This window comes from Paracoccus sp. (in: a-proteobacteria), assembly GCF_030538695.1.
Taxonomy (GTDB): Bacteria; Pseudomonadota; Alphaproteobacteria; order Rhodobacterales; family Rhodobacteraceae; genus Paracoccus.
Map to the genome: position 1 here is coordinate 1 of NZ_JAUNTN010000009.1, position 19,022 is coordinate 19,022.

Here is a 19,022-nt window from a genome sequence, read left to right on the forward strand (position 1 = left end):
TTTCAGAATCATTGCTGAATTCAGCCCTAGCACCAAAACCTTAACGACGGGTTAACGCGCGCCCGGTTTTCGCTGCAAAACTGCCAGAAAAAAACCATCCGAAGCGGTTAACGGGTTATAGTTCTGTATGAAGTCCGAACTAAAATCCGGGTTGCGCGACAAGAAGTCATTAACCTGATTCTGGTTCTCGGCCCGCAGAACAGAACAGGTCATATAAGCCAGAACCCCACCGGGCATGACATAATGCGACGCCTTATCCATGATCTCAGACTGAACACCAAGCAACTCATCCAGTCGCGACGGGGTCAGCCGCCACTTCCCATCCGGGTCACGCCGCCAGCTTCCCGACCCCGAACACGGCACATCCGCCACCACCAGATCAAACGCCCCCGCAACCTGACCCGGCCGAGCGATTTCCACCATCGTTCCAGCCCGGCGCGCGCGCTCCGGCAGGTCGCGCATCCGCCCGGCATCGGCATCATGCGCCACGACCCGCGCCAGCCCGGCTTGCCGCGCAGCCAGCGCCAGCGCCTTACCGCCACCGCCCGCGCAATAATCCAGAACGCTGTCCCCCGGCCGCAACGGAACCGCCGCACAGGCCAGTTGCGGCGAGAGATCCTGCAACTCGATCAGACCATCAAGATAAGCCCGGCTACGCTGAACAGATCTTGCACCTTCAAGCACTTGCAGCGCATCCGGCAGCATATCGGAGGCCTGAACCGCAACCCCGTCCGCAGCTAAAATCGCCGGGGCTTCCGCTGGTGTCACCCGCGCCAGATTGACCCGCAGCCAGACCGGCGCCCGCAGCCGCATTGCGGCTGAGATCGCATCAAAATCAGCACCAAGATCGGCCCGCATCCGGGGCAACAGCCAAGCCGGAATGTCGCTTGCTGCATCAGTATCCGGCTGGCGGCCTGCCAGATCCGGCAGCGGCAAGGCATGTCCCTGCCCATTGAACAGCGCCGCCACGTCGCGCCCCATCAGCCGGGCCAGCCCCAGCATCAGGCCGCGTCCGCTCAACTCACCGCCCATTGCCGCGGCACTCGAGCGGCATCGCAAGGCGTCAAAGACCAGATCCCGCACCGCCGTACGATCACCTGATCCCGCAAACCGGCTCGACCGCGACCAGCGCAGCAAGGCCGTTTCAGCCGCCTGCCCTGCCAGAATCTGATCCAGAACCTGCGCCGCCGCGGCGACCCTTGCACCAGGCGTCATGCTCCACCCCGCTGGAATATCGCGCTCATGCCCGCCTCATCTTTTGTCCATAAATATCCATGTGACCTTGCAACTTTCCTGTCAGGCGAAGTCAAGGTCCAGCCAGATCGGCAAGTGATCGCTGGCCTTGCGGGCCAAGGCCGTCCCGCCCACCCCACCGCCGCGCACGACCAGCCCCATGGTGGCAATCCGGTCCAGCGCCGCCATCGGCAGGCTGGCGTGGAAACTGCGGCCCGGCGCATGAATCTCGAAACGCCGCGCCAGACGGCCCAGCCCCTCTTGCCGCGACCATTCGTTAAAATCTCCGGCCATGATCTGCGCCGCTTCAGGCGCATCTGCCGCGCGCCCCAGAAGCGCCGTCAGTTGCTCGCGCCGGTTGCGCCGCAGCAGACCGAGATGCGCCCCCGTCACCCGCAGCGCCCCGCCCGGCAGCAGCAACCGGGCCGCAAGGGCGCCGCGCGGCTCCAGCCCCGGCAGGTCGATGCCCTCAATCCGCTCGACAGAGATGCCGGGGCGGACCAGAATCGCATTACCATGCCAGCCGAGGCTTGGCCCCGCACCTGCCGGGCGCAAAGCCTCAAAGCCTGCGGCCTGAACCACATCCAGCGGCAAGGCCGAAGGGCGTGGTGGCAAACGACGGTCGGCCTCTTGCAAAATGGCGATATCCGGGCGCAGTTCGCGCACCACCTCCAGCACCCGCTGCGGATCACGCCGCCAATCAGTGCCGATCGCCTTGCGGATGTTGTAACTGAGAAGCCGGAAACCCGTCATTGCCTGCCACATCTGAACCCGGTGGCATCGTGGCGGATTGCCCAAGAAGGTGCAAGCCGCAGGGGGTCAGTTCAGCCGCAACCGTGACAGCAGCAGATCCGTCAGCACGCTGTTGAACCACAGGACCAGACCGACAAACAGCCAGGCCAGCACCATATAGCCCACATTGGTCATGCAATATTCCACACCGGCACCGCCTGTCAGAACCTGTGACAGGCTGGCCAGCCAGCGCCCGGTTTGCAGCAATGCCGCCACGAGCCCAACCAGAAACAGCGCCAGACCCAAACCGCCGATCAGATATAGCCGCACGTTCACCAGCCGCATTGCCGTCCCCAAACTGAACTGAGATTCCAGAATGGCGAACTCAACCCAGGGGTGCAAGTTTAAACTAGCCGTTTAGATACAGAAAATCTGCGACAAGTTGCCGCTAGGTCAACATTATCCGCGCTGATGCCGTTCAGGCAGAATAACACTGAAACGACTGCCTTTGCCCTTTTCGCTTTCGATCCGCAGCCGCCCGCGGTGGCGGTTCACGATATGCTTGACAATCGCCAACCCCAGCCCGGTGCCGCCCTTCTCGCGTGAGCGGTGATCGTCCACGCGATAGAACCGCTCGGTCAGGCGCGGCAGATGCAATGCGTCGATCCCCTCACCCTTATCCGTCACCACAACCGCCCATGCCGGGCCACGCAGTTGTGGATCATGGGGCAAATACGTCATGGACAGGCCGACCTCGCCGCCAGAGCCGCCATATTTCATCGCATTTTCAATAAGATTATGAAAAACCTGCGTTAATTGATCAGAGTCCCCCGCCAGAACCACCGGCTGATCCACCCCTTCCAGCCGGATCACCACCCCCGCCGCCGTCGCCGCAGGTGTCAGCGTTGCCGCTGCCGCCCGCAACAGCGCGGCCAGATCCACCGGTTTTGACGGCCGGATGCGCTCATTCGATTCAACCCGCGTCAGCGACAAAAGGTCCGAGATCATCCGGCTCATCCGTCCGGCTTCGCTTTCCATGATGGCCAGAAACCGATCCCGAGCCGCCGCATCATTACGGGCCGCACCACGCAATGTTTCGATAAAGCCCATCAGCGCCGTCAGTGGAGTCCGCAGCTCATGGCTGACATTGGCGACGAAATCACGGCGCATCTGCTCGGCCTGCTCAATGCCGCTGGTGTCTTGCAACACCACCAGCGCGCCGGGCCGACCTCGGATCGGGATTGGCGCGATACTGGCGTCACAGGCGCGGTCACGCCCCCTTGCGCTGATCGTCACCCGCAGCGCCACGCCGCCTTCGGGCGGATGCAGGCCCGAAGCCTGAAAAACCGGCGCCTCACCCTCGTTTGACAGCACCCATTCAATCGCGTGATTGATCTGCGGCGTGCGGATCACGGTGACAAAGGGCCGGTCGGTCAGGTCAGGCCCGAACATCGCCTCGGCCGCCGGATTGACCGCCAGCACACGACTGCGATGATCGACCGCAAGCGCCGGCAGCGGAAACCCGTTCAGCAGCAGTTCAGCGCGGCGCGGCTCCATATCAGCCAACCTGCCTCAGACCCTGACGAAAGCGGAGGGCGTTGGCACGATAGCGGGCGGCAGATTCCAGCAGCCCCTGCTGTGCAGCCTCGTCCAATTCGCGCACCACACGACCGGGAGCGCCCATCACCAGCGCACCGGGCGGAATCTCCTTACCCTCAGCTACCAATGCACCGGCACCGATCAGCGCCCCCGCACCGATTTTCGCCCCGTTCAGAATGGTGGCCCCCATCCCAATCAGCGCCCCATCCCCGATTTCGCAGCCATGCAACATCGCCCGATGCCCCACGGTCACATTCGTACCGATCCGCAGCGGGAAACCGGGGTCGGTATGCAGACAACACAAGTCCTGAACATTGCTGCAGCGCCCGAGGCGGATTTCTTCGTTATCGCCCCGCAGCACCGCCCCGAACCAGACCGAGGCCCCCGCCTCCAGCACCACACGCCCCATCAGTTGCGCATCCGGCGCAACCCAGGCATCAGCGGCCAGTTCCGGGGCGATCCCGTCCAATTCCCAAATCATGCGTTTTCCTCCATCAGCCCTTTGACAAAGGGGCCAAGCCCCCGCTGCCGGTCCCGCCGCAAACGCTCGGCGGTCAGGATCTGGCGCAGCGCCGCCTCGGTCGTATCCAGATCGTCATTCACCAGCACATAATCATATTCGGCCCAATGGCTGATTTCGTCACGCGACTTCGCCATCCGGCCCGCGATCACCTCGTCACTGTCCTGCGCCCGGCTGCGCAAGCGGCGCTCCAGTTCAGTCAGCGAAGGCGGCAGGATAAAGACCGACACCACATGCGACCCCAGCGCCGAAGCCCGGATCTGCTGTCCCCCCTGCCAGTCCACATCGAACAGCGTGTCCCGCCCGACTTGCATCGCGGCCTCGACCGGAGCGCGGGGGCTGCCATAAAAATTGCCGAAAACCTCAGCATATTCCAGCATTCCGCCCTGATCGACCATGGCACGAAAATCGGGAATCGTGGTGAAATGATAATGCTGGCCGTCCACCTCACCGACCCGCGGGGCGCGGGTCGTGGCCGAAACCGAAAAGCGCAACGTCTGGTCCCAGTCCATCAGCCGTCGGGCCAGCGTCGATTTCCCAGCCCCCGAAGGCGAGGACAGGATAATCAGAAGCCCCGTGCGTTCCAGCCCAGCCTGCACCATAATTTATCCTTCCCTGCCAAACCGATACTGCCCCTGAATGGCGCAGCCAGCCGGGCGCGGTCAAGCCCCGCTGGCGGCCACCCGGTCCCACCGATGCACAGCAGGCTTTAACCAACAGGAAAGAAACAAACGGACAAGTCCAGAGGTTTTCCGCTATGCTGCACTTGCAACAGGCGCTTTTTCCGGCGCTGATACGGTTTTAACAGGCAGACAAAAGGACGCTGCAACAGGGCGGCACGAACAGATGACAGATGACGAAAGCGGCGCTCGCCCCCCATCCGGCAAGGACTCGACTGCCGAACCGGGCCATATCCTGCATCTGGCCGATTTCGATCAGGCCAATCCGGCCCGGATTTGCGCCGGGGTGCGGGCTTATTGGGAGGGTCTGCGCAAAGGTCGCGCCATCCCCGATCGCACCGATGTTCAGCCCGCCGGGATTCGCGGGGCGCTGGATCACGCCTTTATCCTTGAGCGCATCGCCCCCGGAGCCGCCCGCTTTCGTCTGGCCGGACGGCATCTGGTCGATCTGATGGGCATGGAGGTGCGCGGAATGCCGCTTTGCGCCCTGCTGAACCCCTCCGCACGCGGACGCCTCTCGGATGTGCTGGAAAGCATGTTCAAGGCGCCGCAAATCATTTCCCTAACGCTGACCGCCCCGGCGGATTACGCCCGCCCCGCGCTAAACGGGCAAATGCTGCTGCTGCCGCTGCGCTCGGATCTCGGGGATGTGACACGGGCGCTTGGCTGCCTCGTGACCGAAGGCCAGATCGGCCGCGCCCCGCGCCGCTTTGACATTGCCGCAGAACAGATCACCCCGCTGATTCCCGGTGCGCAGGTTATGGCTCCGACGCCCTCTTTCGCCCGCGGGTTTGACGAAGCCGCAACCCCGTGGCAGCCTGCCATGACGCAACCCGATGCCAATTTGTCTCGCCCGGCAGCCCCCTTGCCCAACGACGCCACCCCGGAGGAGCGCCGCGCCCGTTTTCGTATCATCTCAAGCGACTGATCCGATGGCGCTGTCCGGCCCCTTCACCCTTTACAGACACGTCCCGAAGCAAACCCGTCCTTGATGACAGTGCGTCATTATTTCGCTTCAAGACAAGCAGGCAGCACAAACCGCCCGAAAACGCATAAAACAAAGGTCAGCTATCACTCCCAAAACGCATAAAACAAAGGTCAGCTATCACTTTGCCAAACCACAACCGCAAAGTTCATATCTGGTTCAGCATGTCTTACTTCCCTCCAGCGCTCAGCGGTTTCGAACCGCCTCAACCGGCTCAGCAGTGCGCATAGCCCTCCTGCCAGCGCCGCTCAACGGCTTCCCAAATCAAGGCCGCAGCATTGGTCCCGTCAAAGCGCTCCAATTCCTGAATCCCCGTTGGAGAGGTCACGTTGATTTCCGTCAGCCAGTCGCCAATCACGTCGATTCCGGTGAAAAGCAGCCCCTTTTCACGCAAGACAGGACCAAGACGCGCGCAAATCTCGTGCTCGCGCGCAGTCAGAGCGACCTTTTCGGCCCGCCCCCCCACATGCATATTAGACCGCGCCTCACCTGCCGCAGGAACCCGGTTGATTGCCCCGACGGGTTCGCCATCCACAAGAATGATCCGCTTGTCTCCATTGCGGACTTCCGGCAGGTATTTTTGCGCGATGACCGGCTCGCGGTTGATCCCCGCAAACAGCTCCAGCAGCGAGGCCAGATTGGCGTCGCCTTCACGCAGCGCAAACACCCCGGCACCGCCATTGCCGTAAAGCGGTTTCAAGATAATATCCCCGTGCTTCTCACGAAACGCCCGGATCGCAGAGGCGTCACGCGCGATCATGGTCGGCGGCGTCAGGTCGGGGAAGTCCAGCACCATCAGCTTTTCCGGGCAATTGCGCACCCAGAACGGATCATTGACGACCAACACCGTCTCTTTCAGTCGGTCCAGCAGATGCGTCGAGGTAATATAGGCCATATCGAAAGGCGGATCCTGCCGCAGCCAGATCACATCGAAATCAGCCAGATCAACGTCCTGCCATTCGCTAAAACTGACGTGATCCCCCTCTTTCTGGCGCAGCGTCACCGAACGCCCATAGGCCCGCACCTGCCCTTCGTCATACCGCAGTCTGTCAACGGTATATTGGAACAGATCATGCCCACGAAGCTGCGCTTCCATCCCCAGTCGGAAGGTGCTGTCACCCGTGATCGCAACCGATTCGATCGGGTCCATCTGCAATGCAACTTTCAGGCCCATGACATTCCCTTTCGCGGACAAAATAATGCCCCGTTGTCACGCGAAGCCAAACGGCTTGCAAGCACATAGGTTCAATGCTCGCCAAAGGCATTGGGAATCATCTCGATCCGGCCGAAATCATCGACCAGCGCCACATCGAAGCGCATCGGGGTCAGCATTCCGGTCGGCAAGCTGTCACAATATTCGCAAGCCGCCATGCAGATACGATCCATTTGCCGTCGATTCAGGCGCCATGCCGCAAGATCGGTCGTCGCGGCTTTCTTCACCTCGACAAAGACGGTTTCTTCACCATCCTGCACGATCAGGTCGATTTCACCGCCCCGTCCGCGCCAGCGTTCCGCCAGAACCTGCGCCCCACCAATCTGATAATGCTCCGCGACCGAATGTTCGGCCATCATTCCTGACGCATAGGCCAATGCCCCGCGCTGGCTGCGTAACGACCTGACCTGCATCATTCTTCCTTTCCCAATTCCAAAGCGCGGGTATAAACCTCACGCCGTTTCATCCCCAGCCGGGCTGCGACCTCATCGCTGGCATCGCGCAGCGACAAACGCGCCAAAGCATCACGCAGCAGAGCATCAACATCCGCAGCAACAGGCACATCATCGGGAGCCGCACCGACCAGCAGCACGATTTCCCCTTTTGGCCCGTCATCAGGCAATTTTGCCCGGATATCTGCGGCTGTTCCCCGCATCACTTCCTCGAATCGCTTGGTCAATTCTCTACACAGCACCATCTCACGTTCTGGTATTGTTTCACAGAAAATCTCTAATGTTTGGTTAATCCGCCTGGGACTTTCAAAAATAATTGCCGTCGCCTTGTGGCTGGTCCAGTCTTGCAGCCAGCGGCGGCGGGCGGATTTGGCGACTGGCGGGAAACCGGCGAACAAGAACTTGTCGCTTGGCAGGCCGGAAACCGTCAGCGCCGCCAAGGCCGCTGAGGCCCCTGGCACAGCATGGACCCGATAGCCCGCCGCCAAGGCTTCCCGTCCCAGTCTGAAGCCCGGATCGGCCACCAGCGGCGTTCCGGCATCTGAGGCATAAGCCACGCTGCAACCTTCAGCCAAAGCGGCCAGCAACTCCGGCCCGGCCTTGGCTTCGTTATGATCGTGATAGGCGACAATCCGCCGTCCGCGCAAAGGAACGCCTTGAATATCAAGCAGATGTCGCATCCTGCGCGTGTCCTCGGCCGCCAGAATATCGGCAGAGTTGAGGACATCCAACGCCCGCAAGGTAATATCCCGCGCGGTGCCGATCGGTGTTGCGAGCATGTAAACGCCAGCTTCCAAAGGCTCGGCGCGGATTTTGGCGGGCAGTTCGCGCGGCGGATTGGATCCCGGCGCACGATCCGGCCCGGTGTTATGAAAACGCTGATCGGATGGCATGGGCGGCTCCTTTCGCTGACGGCTGGTCGCGTTGCCTTACGCGCGTTCTGGCAATATCCTGCCTGCGTCAAGTTGTTTCACCCCTCACATCAGGGAATCACCCCATGTTTGCCACAGCTTCTCTGCCGCGCAACCCGCTGCCCAAAATCGCCACACTGGTATCCGTCCTTGCCCTCTCAGCTTGTGGCGCGTCGATGACCGGCGGATTTTCCGGCCCACAGACCGGCCAGCCGATTGACCCGCGCCAGCCGGTGCAGGTCGCACTTCTGGTTCCGGGCAACAGCGGCAATGCCGATGTCAACAATCTGTCGCGTTCGCTGGTCAATGCTGCCCGCATGGCGGTTGCCGATGCCCAAGGGGCGAAGATCGACCTGCGCGTCTATGAGACCGGTGCCAGCCCGGAACGCGCTGCGGCACAAGCGGATAAGGCTGTCGCAGATGGGGCCAGGATCATCATTGGCCCGCTGTTTGCCGATGCCGCCAATGCGGCAGCCAATGCCGTCAAGGACGATAATGTGAACGTCCTCAGTTTCAGCAACAATGCTGATATTGCCGGGGGCAACCTGTTTGTGCTGGGCAATACCTTTGACAACGTCGCCGACCGGCTGGTCGGTTATGGCGTCCGTCAGGGCAAGCGTCGGGTGCTGCTGGTGGCCGAGGATGACGTGGCAGGTCAGGTCGGTGCCCATGCGATCGAGCGCGCCATTGCCCGCAACGGTGCCTCTCTGGCTGGAAAGGCCACGCATAACGTCTCAAAGGCTGGTATTGACGGGGTCATCCCGAAAGTTGCCGCCGCCGCCAAGGAAAACCGCGCCGATGCGATTTTTATGACGGCCAATGCGCAGCCCGTGCTGCCCTATCTGACCGACGGGCTGGCCGCGCAGGGCGTAACCTCAGCCACCACGCAATTCATGGGGCTGACCCGCTGGGATACGCCCTCGACGCGCCTGCAACTGCCGGGCACGCAGGGCGGCTGGTTCGCCATCCCCGACACCACGCTGAAGGCGCAATTCGACCAGCGTTACCGTGCCGCCAACAGCGGTGCCGCGCCGCATGATCTGGCCTCGCTGGCCTATGACGGGGTGTCGGCCATTGCCGCGCTGGCGGCCAAAGGGCGCCGTGATACGGTGATGACCTCGGGCCTGACCAGCAACAGCGGCTTCGCCGGCGTCGGCGGCACCTTCCGGCTGCGTCCGGACGGGACCAACCAGCGTGGGCTGGCCGTCGCCACCATCCGCGACAAGCAGGTGGTGATTCTGGAGCCTGCCCCGCGCAGCTTCCGCGGTGCCGGTTTCTGATCGTGGCCCCTGCGCCTCACTTGCCCCAAAGCGCCCCGGCCTTGCCCGGGGCGCATAGTCTTCTCGATCCGGCCAGTTTTCTGCCCCTGCTGGACGCTGAACTTGCAGAGCTGAGCGACCCCAAGGAGATCCGCCGCCGCACGGTCGAGATCCTCGCCGCCGCCCGCGCCGAGGCCATGGCCGACATCACCGCCGGTTTCGAAACACACCCACGCGCGGCGCGTGAGACCGTCCGCGCCATCGCCAGCCTGACCGATGGTATCGTCACCGCCATCCACCACACCGCCACCACCCGCCTGTACCCACTGGCCGCGCCGACCGAGGCCGAGCGTCTTTCCGTGCTGGCCGTCGGCGGCTATGGCCGCGCCGAAATGGCACCGCAATCCGATGTGGACCTGCTGTTCCTGACCCCCTGGAAAATCTCGGGCTGGGCAGAAAGCGTGGTCGAATCCATGCTGTATATGCTGTGGGATCTGAAGCTGAAGATCGGCCATTCCATCCGTTCCATCGACGATTGTCTGCGCCTCGGGGCCGAGGATATGACCATCCGCACCGCCCTGCTGGAGGCCCGCCACATCTGCGGCGACGCCCGCAGCAGCGAGGAATTGCGCGAAAAGCTGTGGAGCAACCTGTTTTCCGGCACTATTCCCGCCTTTATCGAGGCCAAACTGGAAGAACGCGCCAATCGCCACCGGCGTCAGGGCGGCCAGCGTTACGTTCTGGAACCCAATATCAAGGAAGGCAAAGGCGGGCTGCGTGACCTGCAAACGCTTTACTGGATCGCCAAATATATCCACCGCGTCGATCGTGCTGTCGAACTGGTAGACCTTGGCTTTTTCAGCCGCGACGAACATTCCGCCTTCTGGCAGGCCGAGGATTTCCTCTGGGCCGTGCGCTGCCATATCCACCTGATCGCAGGCCGCCCGGTCGAGCAACTGACCTTTGACATTCAGCCCGAAGTCGCCCGCCGCATGGGCTATGAGGACGGCAACGGCCGCCGTGCGGTAGAACATTTCATGCAGGATTACTTTCGCCACGCCACCCGCGTGGGCGAGCTGACCCGCGTGTTCCTGACCGCGCTGGAGGCAAAGCACGTCCGCAAACCACCGATGCTGCAACGCCTGCTGAAACGCCGGCGCAAGCTGAACCCGCCTTTTGCACATGACATGGGCCGGCTGAACATCGGCAATGAGTCCGAGTTTCTGAACGACCCGCTGAACTTTCTGCGCCTGTTCGAAGAAGCCCTGCGCACCGGCATGTTGATCCACCCCAATGCAATGCGGCTGGTGGCCAACAACCTTGACCGGATCGACGACCCTTTGCGCCGCAGCCCCGAGGCTGCCCGCATCTTTACCGATCTGCTGATCCGCCATGGCAACCCAGAACGCGCCCTGCGCCGGATGAATGAGCTTGGTGTGCTGGGGGCCTATATCCCCGAGTTTCAGGACATCGTGGCGATGATGCAGTTCAACGTCTATCACCAGTTCACGGTGGACGAGCATCTGATCCAATGCGTCGCTGCTCTGGCCGCGATTGAGCGTGGCGAGGCTGACGACCTGCCCACAACCACCGCCATCATGCAGGGCGACATTGACCGCCGGGTGCTGTATATGGCCGTTCTGCTGCATGACATCGGCAAGGGCCGGGCCGAGGATCACTCGATCCTTGGGGCGCGACTGGTGCGGCGCATCTGCGCCCGGCTCGGGATGCCCGCGCAGGCGGTGGCGGATGTGGAATGGCTGGTGCGGAACCACCTGCTGATGTCGGATGTGGCGCAAAAACGGGATATTTCCGACCCGCGCACCCTGCGCGATTTTGCCAAACTGGTGAAAACCCGCAAGCGGCTGGACCTGCTGACCGTGCTGACCGTCTGCGACATTCGCGGCGTAGGTCCGGGGACATGGAACAACTGGAAAGCCGCGCTGATCCGGCGGCTTTATGATGAAACCGCCCTTGCGCTGGAAAACGGGCTGGAGGAACTGAACCGCGAAAAACGCAGCGGCGAGGCCAAGCGCGCCCTGCGCCATATGCTGATCGCCCAAGGCTGGGACGCAACCGACATCCGCAGCGAGAGCAAGCGCCATTACGACAGCTACTGGTCCGGTCTGCCAACCGAGACGCAGGCGGTTTTTGCCCGGCTGCTGCGCGGAATCGGGCCAGATGAAATCCGCCTCGACCTGCACCCCGACGCCGACCGTGACGCCACCCGCGCCGCCTTTGCGCTGGCCGACCATCCGGGGATTTTCTCGCGCCTTGCCGGTGCCTTGGCTCTGGTCGGGGCAAATGTGGTGGATGCGCGGACCTATACCAGCAAGGACGGCTTTGCCACCGCCGTCTTTTGGGTGCAGGATACCGACGGCCACCCCTATGCCGCCGACCGCCTGCCCCGGATGCGCGAGACCATCGCCAAGACTCTGGCGGGCCGGATCGTGCCACGCGACGCGCTGGCCAGCAAAGACAAACCCGCCCGCCGCACCCGCGCCTTCCGCTTTCCGACCCATATCACCTTCGATAACGAGGGCAGCGATATTTATACCATCATCGAGGTGGACACCCGCGACCGCCCCGGCCTGCTTTATGACCTGACACGGACGCTGGCGGCGAACCATATCCAGATCGCCAGTGCCGTCATCGCCACCTTTGGCGCGCAGGTCGTGGACAGCTTTTACGTCAAGGATATGTTCGGCATGAAGCTGTTTGCGGATGGCAAACGCGACGCACTGGAACGCAAGCTGCGCGACGCCATTCAGGCAGGGGCGGATCGGGCGGCCGGGTAGTAAAAAGGGGGCGCTCGCGCCCCCTCGGGCTGACGCCCTCACTCCCTGAGGATATTTATATGAAGAAGAAGGCGCATTCTTCTTCACTCAAATATCCTGGGGGTGCGGGGGTGAAACCCCCGCCATAGGGTTTGGGCAGCCCCTTGCTCAACCATAGTAAAGCGCGGTGCGCTTGCCCCCGGTCTCGACGATCTCGATCTCCATGTCATAGATCTGACGCAGGCAATCGCTGGTCATAATCTGCTCGGTCGGCCCAGTGCAGCAAATATCGCCGCCCTTCAGTGCGATGATATTGTCGCAATACCACGAGGCGAAATTGATGTCATGCAGCACAACAACCACAGTCTTGCCCAACTCGCGGCACATGCGCGACAGTGATTGCATCATCGTGCGGGCATTTTTCATGTCCAGATTGTTCAGCGGCTCATCCAGCAGGATATAATCGGTATCCTGACACAGCACCATCGCCGCAAAAGCCCGCTGGCGCTGACCGCCGGAAAGCTGATCCAGAAAGCGGTCTTGCAGATCGGTCAGGTCCATATGCCCAAGCGCCGCGTCGATATGGGCCTGATCGGCCTGTCGCAACCGTCCCTGCGAATAGGGATAGCGGCCGAATGATACCAGATCGCGCACGGTGATCCGCGCCGTCATGTGATTGTCCTGCCGCAAAATGGACAGGCGCTGCGCCAGTTCGCGGCTGTCGGAACAGGTCACATCCAGCCCATCCACACTGACCGAGCCAGCATCCATCGGCAGCAACCGGCTGATGATCGACAGAAGCGTGGATTTCCCGGTGCCATTGGCCCCAATGATCGCGGTCAGCCCACCCTTGGGAATCTGCACGCTGACATTCTTCAGGATCGGGGCATCGGCATAGGATTTGCTGATGTCTCGGGCGTGGATCATCGCGCCGCTCCTTTCAGGACAAGATAAATAAAGACCAGACCGCCAAGGAACTCGACAATAATCGACAGGGCGGTATTGAAGGCAAAAACACGCTCCAGCACCAGTTGCCCGCCGACCAGGCAGATCACCGCCAGCAGCACGGCGGCCGGCAACAGGTAACGATGGCGGGCGCTGCCGGTCAGCCCATGCGCAAGGCTGACCACCAGCAGGCCAAAGAAAGACACAGGCCCGACCAGCGCGGTCGAGACCGACACCAGCACCGCAATGCAGATCAGAATGATGAACACATTGCGCCGGTAAGGCACCCCCAGCCCGATTGCGGTCTCGCGCCCCAGCGCCAGGACGTCAAAACTATGCGACAACCACCATAACACCAGCGAAACGCCTGCGATCAGCACCACCGAGGCCCCCAGCAATTCCGGGTGCAACGTCTGGAAGCTGGCGAAAAAGCTGTCTTGCAGCACTTGAAAGGCGTTCGGGTCCATGATCCGCTGCATGAAACTGGACAGGCTGCGGAACAGCACCCCGAACACGATCCCCACCAGCACCAAAAGATGCAGACTGCGCCGCGCCCCTAAAAACAACCAGCGAAACAACAGCGCCGAGAACCCCAGCATCAGCAGGATTTCCATGCCAAAGCGCATCGGGGCCGAGATGGTCACAAAAGCCGCTGTGCCTGCAAAGAACACCAGACTGGTCTGCACCAGCACATAAAGCGCATCAAAGCCCATGATCGAGGGCGTCAGGATGCGGTTGTTTGTCACCGTCTGGAACATCAGCGTGGACACCGCCACGGCATAGCCGACAAGGATCAGCCCGGCCAGTTTCATCCCCCGAAACGGCAGCACGAAGCCCCAGTTGCCGCGTGCGCCGATGGTCATAAACCCGACGACCGACACCAGCGCCAGCAGCCCCAGCACGATCAGCGTAACATGCGGACGGCTGAGCCGCGAAATGGCAGGATTACTGGGCATAATGGCGCTTTCTCAGCAACAGCCACAGGAACACAATGCTGCCGATCACTCCCAAAACGACACTGATCGGGATTTCATAGGGAAAGCGGATCAAGCGCCCGGCCATATCACAGGCCAGCACAATCAGCGCCCCCATCACAGCCACCCAAGGCACGGCGCTGCGCATATTGTCGCCAATCATCATGCTGACGATATTCGGCACGATCAGCCCCAAGAACGGAATCTGCCCCGTCGAAACCAGACAGGCCGCCGAAATCACCGCCACGATAACCAGCCCGGCCGCCATGATCCGGTTGTAATTCAGACCAAGGTTGGTGCTGAAATCCTCGCCCATACCGGCAACGGTCAGGCGGTCGGCAATCAGCCATGCAAACAGCGTCGCTGCCAGCCCCAGCCACAGCAATTCATAGCGTCCGCGCAGCACGCCGGAAAAATCGCCCATGTTCCACGCAAGCATCGCAGGCAGCAGTTCGAACCGATACGCGAAAAAGGTTGTCACCGCCCCGATGACCCCGGCCAGCATGATGCCGACCAATGGCACCAGCAGCACCTCACGCGGGGGGATGCGCCGCAGCAGGTGCAGAAACAGCGCCGTGCCAGCCAAGGCAAACAGGGCCGCAATCAGCATCTTGCCCATCATCGGCCATGCCGGCACCAGAACCGTTGCGATCAGAAAACCCAGACTGGCCGATTCCGTTGTGCCGATGGTGGAAGGCTCAACAAAGCGGTTGCGCACAATGATTTGCAGAACCAGCCCGGCAATGGCCAAAGACGAGCCGGTCAGGATCAGCGCCAGCGTGCGCGGGATACGCGAGGCTGCCAGCAACAGTTGTGCCTGCTCGCCTTCGCCCGACAAAAGCCCGGTCAGGGTCACATCACCGACCCCGATGAACAGGCTGATGGCGGCCAAAACAATGACCGCCACAACTGCCGCTGCGAATAATCCGGTTTTCTGCATAGGTGATGCAACCCTGCCTGTTTGGGTGGGGTGCGGCCTCAGCCCGCCTTTTGATAACCGGCGATGACCTGATCCAGCATCAGCATCAGCCCCTGATAGCCGTGCATGGTCGTATAAGCCGCCGCCGGATCAAGGAAGATCATCTGATCTTTGGACCAGAAATTCGTGCCATGGATGATTTCGTTATCCAGCAAGGCCCGCGCCGCGCCGCCCTCGCCCGAGGTTCCGACGCCAGCATCACGATCCACGATGAACAGCCAGTCGGGATTGTGTTCCGCCAGATATTCAAAGGAAATCGCGTCACCGCCATGGTCGCCATCCTCTACGTTGTCAAAAACGGAAGGCACAGCCAGCTCATCATAGACCCAGGCAATACGCGAGGACGGGCCGTAAATCCCGATCTTGCCGGCATTGGTCACGATCACCAGCCCGGTCCCCTTACCCTTGGCCAGATCGCGCGCCTCCGCCAGCTTGGCGTCAAGATTGGCGATCAGTTCGGCAGCGCGGTCCTGCACACCAAAAACCTCGCCATAGGTTTTAAGCTGCGACCTGACACCCGGAATCAGCGCGGAATCGTCAATGCTGGCGTCAAAGGCCGGCGCAATAGCAGACATGGTGGGATAAGCCGTGCGGGACCGCGCGGCAACGATCACCAGATCAGGCTTTGCTGCAGCAATCGCCTCGAAATCCGGCTCTTGCAGCGATCCGATCTCAACCGCATCGGCTGGGGCCTGATCGGCCAGATAACCCGGCATACGGACCCCCGGAACACCCGCCACAGGCACACCAAGCGCACTCAGATTGTCAAAAGCCGCCCAATCCGTGACGAAAACCGTTTCAGGCTTGGCCGCCAGAACAGTCTGGCCTTGCGGATGGGTCAGGGTCATCTCCTCGGCCCACGCCCCGCCAGCCAGCGTCAGCGCCACCAAAGCTCCCGCAGCCGCGCCCATGAAATTACGGTGGAAAATCGTCATGCCGGTATCCTTCAGCAACATTTTCAGGGCGTCCGGGCAGACAAATCGACTGGACGCACCCCGCGTTAAATCCAGCCGCTCATACTGTCAAGATAAACCGGAGTGTTTTTGTATGAAATCCGGGCTGCGCCATTTTCAGAAACCGTGGTTCTGCCAGCCCTGCACGAAACGGATTGCCCTAGATTTCACCTGAAAGTATTTTGTCAATATACTGAATTACAATATTTAATCCTGGCGGCCGCCTGCGCCACGGGCTTTCGCGGCCACCCACGCGACCTCATGCAATGGAAAGGCTGAAACAAACTCAGCCTTGATGTCGCAATCAATGACTACGCCACAAATGGAAAACCTGACCGCCCCTCAATCCTGCCCGGCTTCCAGCTTTTCGGCACGTTCCTCGACCAGTTGCACGATATGGTCGATCATCTGATCGTTGCTCATCTTATGGCTTTGCTTGCCGGCCATATAAATCATGCCGCTGCCCGCGCCGCCGCCGGTAAAGCCGAGGTCGGTCATCAGCGCCTCGCCGGGGCCGTTCACCACGCAGCCAATGATCGACAGGCTCATCGGGGTTTTGATATGCTCCAGCCGCTGCTCCAGCGCCTCAACGGTTTTAATCACGTCAAAGCCCTGCCGCGCACAGGATGGACAGGAAATAATCTGAACGCCACGGGTGCGCAGGCCAAGCGTTTTCAGCATCTCGAACCCGGCCTTGACCTCCTCGACCGGATCGGCGGACAGGCTGACGCGGATCGTATCCCCCATGCCCGCCCACAGCAGATTGCCCAGCCCGATGGCGGATTTCACCGTACCGCCGCGCAGGCCACCCGCCTCGGTGATCCCAAGATGCAGCGGCGCGTCGGTGGCATCGGCAAGCTGCATATAGGCGGCCACAGACAGAAACACGTCGCTGGCCTTTACGCTGACCTTATAGTCATGGAAATCATGGTCTTGCAGGATCTTTATGTGATCCAATGCGCTTTCGACCATCGCATCTGGACACGGCTCGCCATATTTTTCAAGCAGGTGCTTTTCAAGACTGCCCGCATTCACGCCAATGCGAATCGAACAGCCGTTGTCCTTGGCGGCCCTCACCACCTCGGCCACGCGGCTGCTGTCCCCGATATTACCGGGGTTGATACGCAGGCAGGCGGCACCGGCCTCTGCCGCCTCGATCCCGCGTTTATAGTGGAAATGGATATCCGCAACGATCGGCACCGGGCTTTCGCGGCAGATTTCCTTGAGTGCCTGCGTCGCCGCCTGATCGGGGGCCGAGATGCGCACAATATCCGCCCCCGCCTCTGCCGCGCGGATGACCTGATCCAGCGTTGCCCGCACGTCGCCCGAATCGGTGTTAGTCATAGTCTGCACCGAAATCGGCGCATCGCCCCCGACCGGAACATTACCGACCATGATCTGACGTGATTTGCGGCGCGAGATGTCGCGCCAGGGACGGATCGGGTTATGGCTCATCAGGTTCCCCTCGGGCTGTGCGCCATTGGGCATACGCCGATCATGGCGCCACGGCAACCGCACCGGGATCACGCCTTACGGCGCAACCCCATCAGCAGGCGGGACATGCTGTTCGGCGCTGGCGACGGCCACCATCCGGGCCAAATCCTCATCCTTGGCCAGATCAGCAAAGGCATATTTCGCCGTCAGCGCGGTGGGCGACAGTTCCACATTATTCACCACCTGCGGACCGGGCGCTGCCGGGCCATAGGTGCGACCGTTCACCGCGAAATAGACCGCGCCGGAATTGCCGCTGCGCAGGATCGGCGGCTCCTCCAGCTTGGGCAGAGCAAAGCGTTCGCCCGCATCCATGGTTTTTTCCAGCAGGATCGTGCCATCCGCCGCGCGGACCCGGACCCATGCCGGACGCACGGCAAGAACCTCAACCTCGGGGGCGTCGGGGGCCACGGTGCGCACGGCAGCCTGCTCAACCGGCAGCTGCGGGCCATTCTGCATGGCGCGGGCCAGCGTGGTCAACGCAGCCTCCCCCGCGACCGGCACAGGCACCAGATCACGCGGATCAACGGCAGCCTGACGGGTTGCCTGATCAGGCAACCCCGGATCAATCGCGGAAATCGGCCCATCGCGGGCAATCAGCACCGGCACATCCAGCGTTTCCGGGCGATAGGCCCGGTCCAGCCCCTCTGGCTGCGGCAGGTTCACGCCTGCATCAGCGGTTTCAATCAGCGCCGGAGTGGCGGGATCTTGCGTCGGGTCCAGCGCCGCGATTACGCCGGGCGCTTCATCCCCCGGTGCAAGGCGGACCTTCTGCACCTCTTGCAGGACGGACCAGCCGCCATAGCCAAGCGCCCCGACCAGCAAGGCCAGCACCACGACCGAACCAATGGCACGCGGTTCGACCCCTGACCAGAAACTTTGTGGCTGCGGGATAAACAAGGCCCGCGGATTTGCCAGCGCCTCGGCCATATCGGCGGGGCGGCGCTGCGGCTTGGGGCCAGAGGCCGCCGGAGCCATGCCATGCACCGGCACGAAGCCCGATTCGGCACAAAAGCGGCGGAAGGCCCATTCCGGGTTCATTCCCAGATATTTGGCATAGGACCGGACATAGCCCGAAATGAAACTGGGCGCGTCAAAAGCCGAAATGTCACAATTTTCAATTGCCGCAACGTAAGATGCGCGGATGCGCAGTTCCCGCTGCACATCCAGCAGGGATTTTCCGAGCGTCGCCCGTTCCCCGCGCATCACATCGCCAAGCCGAAGGTCCGGGTCGTCAAAGCCTTCTGGCGCAACGTCCCGTTCAATATCTTGATTTGCCGGGGATTTTGCCCTCAGCCCGATCATGCGCCTGTCCTTCG

General features: G+C 61.7%; 18 protein-coding genes. 3 read left to right on the forward strand and 15 right to left on the reverse strand.

What is annotated here, in order from left to right; genetic code table 11:
* Positions 1-51: 51 nt before the first annotated feature.
* The 6 genes from Q4G24_RS06115 to gmk all read right to left on the reverse strand — a co-directional run bounded on the left by Q4G24_RS06115 (position 52) and on the right by gmk (position 4,671).
* Complete coding sequence (locus Q4G24_RS06115; protein WP_303365628.1) at positions 52-1,215, reverse strand: RsmB/NOP family class I SAM-dependent RNA methyltransferase; 1,164 nt, start codon at positions 1,213-1,215, stop codon at positions 52-54.
* Between the two features lie 81 nt (positions 1,216-1,296).
* Entirely contained in the window at positions 1,297-1,998 is a 702-nt protein-coding gene (locus Q4G24_RS06120) for an endonuclease/exonuclease/phosphatase family protein (protein WP_303365629.1), read from the reverse strand.
* A 54-nt stretch (positions 1,999-2,052) separates the two neighbouring features.
* Positions 2,053-2,310: a hypothetical protein gene (locus Q4G24_RS06125; RefSeq protein ID WP_303365630.1), complete on the reverse strand. Its 258-nt coding sequence runs from the start codon at positions 2,308-2,310 to the stop codon at positions 2,053-2,055.
* A gap of 114 nt (positions 2,311-2,424) precedes the next feature.
* Positions 2,425-3,522, reverse strand: coding sequence for an ATP-binding protein (locus Q4G24_RS06130; RefSeq protein WP_303365631.1), 1,098 nt, complete (start codon positions 3,520-3,522; stop codon positions 2,425-2,427).
* Position 3,523: 1 nt separating this feature from the next.
* Positions 3,524-4,045, reverse strand: a complete 522-nt coding sequence (locus tag Q4G24_RS06135) for a gamma carbonic anhydrase family protein (RefSeq protein WP_303365632.1) — start codon at positions 4,043-4,045, stop codon at positions 3,524-3,526.
* On the reverse strand, positions 4,042-4,671 hold the full coding sequence (gmk, locus tag Q4G24_RS06140; RefSeq protein WP_303365740.1) for a guanylate kinase: 630 nt from the start codon (positions 4,669-4,671) through the stop codon (positions 4,042-4,044). The genes Q4G24_RS06135 and gmk overlap by 4 nt, the downstream gene beginning before the upstream one ends.
* Before the next feature lie 259 nt (positions 4,672-4,930).
* Here gmk and Q4G24_RS06145 point away from each other — a divergent pair, with 259 nt between their 5' ends.
* The gene (locus tag Q4G24_RS06145; protein ID WP_303365633.1) at positions 4,931-5,692 is read left to right on the forward strand and encodes a PAS domain-containing protein; all 762 of its coding nucleotides are present in this window, start codon (positions 4,931-4,933) and stop codon (positions 5,690-5,692) included.
* A 271-nt stretch (positions 5,693-5,963) separates the two neighbouring features.
* Here Q4G24_RS06145 and gshB read toward each other — a convergent pair whose 3' ends face one another.
* From gshB to rsmI, 3 genes are all read right to left on the reverse strand, one after another.
* On the reverse strand, positions 5,964-6,923 hold the full coding sequence (gene gshB / locus Q4G24_RS06150; protein WP_303365634.1) for a glutathione synthase: 960 nt from the start codon (positions 6,921-6,923) through the stop codon (positions 5,964-5,966).
* A gap of 71 nt (positions 6,924-6,994) precedes the next feature.
* Positions 6,995-7,375: a YraN family protein gene (locus Q4G24_RS06155; RefSeq protein ID WP_303365635.1), complete on the reverse strand. Its 381-nt coding sequence runs from the start codon at positions 7,373-7,375 to the stop codon at positions 6,995-6,997.
* The gene (gene rsmI / locus Q4G24_RS06160; protein WP_303365741.1) at positions 7,375-8,193 is read right to left on the reverse strand and encodes a 16S rRNA (cytidine(1402)-2'-O)-methyltransferase; all 819 of its coding nucleotides are present in this window, start codon (positions 8,191-8,193) and stop codon (positions 7,375-7,377) included. The genes Q4G24_RS06155 and rsmI overlap by 1 nt, the downstream gene beginning before the upstream one ends.
* 218 nt (positions 8,194-8,411) lie before the next feature.
* Here rsmI and Q4G24_RS06165 point away from each other — a divergent pair, with 218 nt between their 5' ends.
* Together Q4G24_RS06165 and Q4G24_RS06170 are read left to right on the forward strand one after the other, a co-directional pair.
* A complete protein-coding gene (locus tag Q4G24_RS06165; protein WP_303365636.1) occupies positions 8,412-9,605 on the forward strand; it encodes a penicillin-binding protein activator in 1,194 nt (397 codons plus the stop codon).
* A 41-nt stretch (positions 9,606-9,646) separates the two neighbouring features.
* Positions 9,647-12,382, forward strand: a complete 2,736-nt coding sequence (locus Q4G24_RS06170) for a [protein-PII] uridylyltransferase (protein ID WP_303365637.1) — start codon at positions 9,647-9,649, stop codon at positions 12,380-12,382.
* 147 nt (positions 12,383-12,529) lie between these two features.
* On the opposite strand, the gene Q4G24_RS06175 is transcribed toward Q4G24_RS06170, so the two are convergent.
* The 6 genes from Q4G24_RS06175 to Q4G24_RS06200 form a co-directional block, all read right to left on the reverse strand.
* Complete coding sequence (locus Q4G24_RS06175; RefSeq protein WP_303365638.1) at positions 12,530-13,288, reverse strand: ABC transporter ATP-binding protein; 759 nt, start codon at positions 13,286-13,288, stop codon at positions 12,530-12,532.
* Entirely contained in the window at positions 13,285-14,262 is a 978-nt protein-coding gene (locus tag Q4G24_RS06180) for an iron chelate uptake ABC transporter family permease subunit (RefSeq protein ID WP_303365639.1), read from the reverse strand. The genes Q4G24_RS06175 and Q4G24_RS06180 overlap by 4 nt, the downstream gene beginning before the upstream one ends.
* Positions 14,252-15,187 (reverse strand): ABC transporter permease, encoded by a 936-nt coding sequence (locus Q4G24_RS06185; RefSeq protein ID WP_368660926.1) that lies wholly within the window; start codon positions 15,185-15,187, stop codon positions 14,252-14,254. The genes Q4G24_RS06180 and Q4G24_RS06185 overlap by 11 nt, the downstream gene beginning before the upstream one ends.
* Before the next feature lie 71 nt (positions 15,188-15,258).
* Positions 15,259-16,194, reverse strand: coding sequence for a siderophore ABC transporter substrate-binding protein (locus tag Q4G24_RS06190; protein ID WP_303365641.1), 936 nt, complete (start codon positions 16,192-16,194; stop codon positions 15,259-15,261).
* A 360-nt stretch (positions 16,195-16,554) separates the two neighbouring features.
* Positions 16,555-17,667 carry a flavodoxin-dependent (E)-4-hydroxy-3-methylbut-2-enyl-diphosphate synthase gene (gene ispG, locus Q4G24_RS06195; protein WP_303365642.1) on the reverse strand — a complete coding sequence of 371 codons (1,113 nt, stop codon included), beginning with the start codon at positions 17,665-17,667 and terminating at the stop codon, positions 16,555-16,557.
* Positions 17,668-17,742: 75 nt separating this feature from the next.
* Entirely contained in the window at positions 17,743-19,008 is a 1,266-nt protein-coding gene (locus tag Q4G24_RS06200) for a helix-turn-helix domain-containing protein (protein WP_303365643.1), read from the reverse strand.
* Positions 19,009-19,022 lie beyond the last annotated feature (14 nt).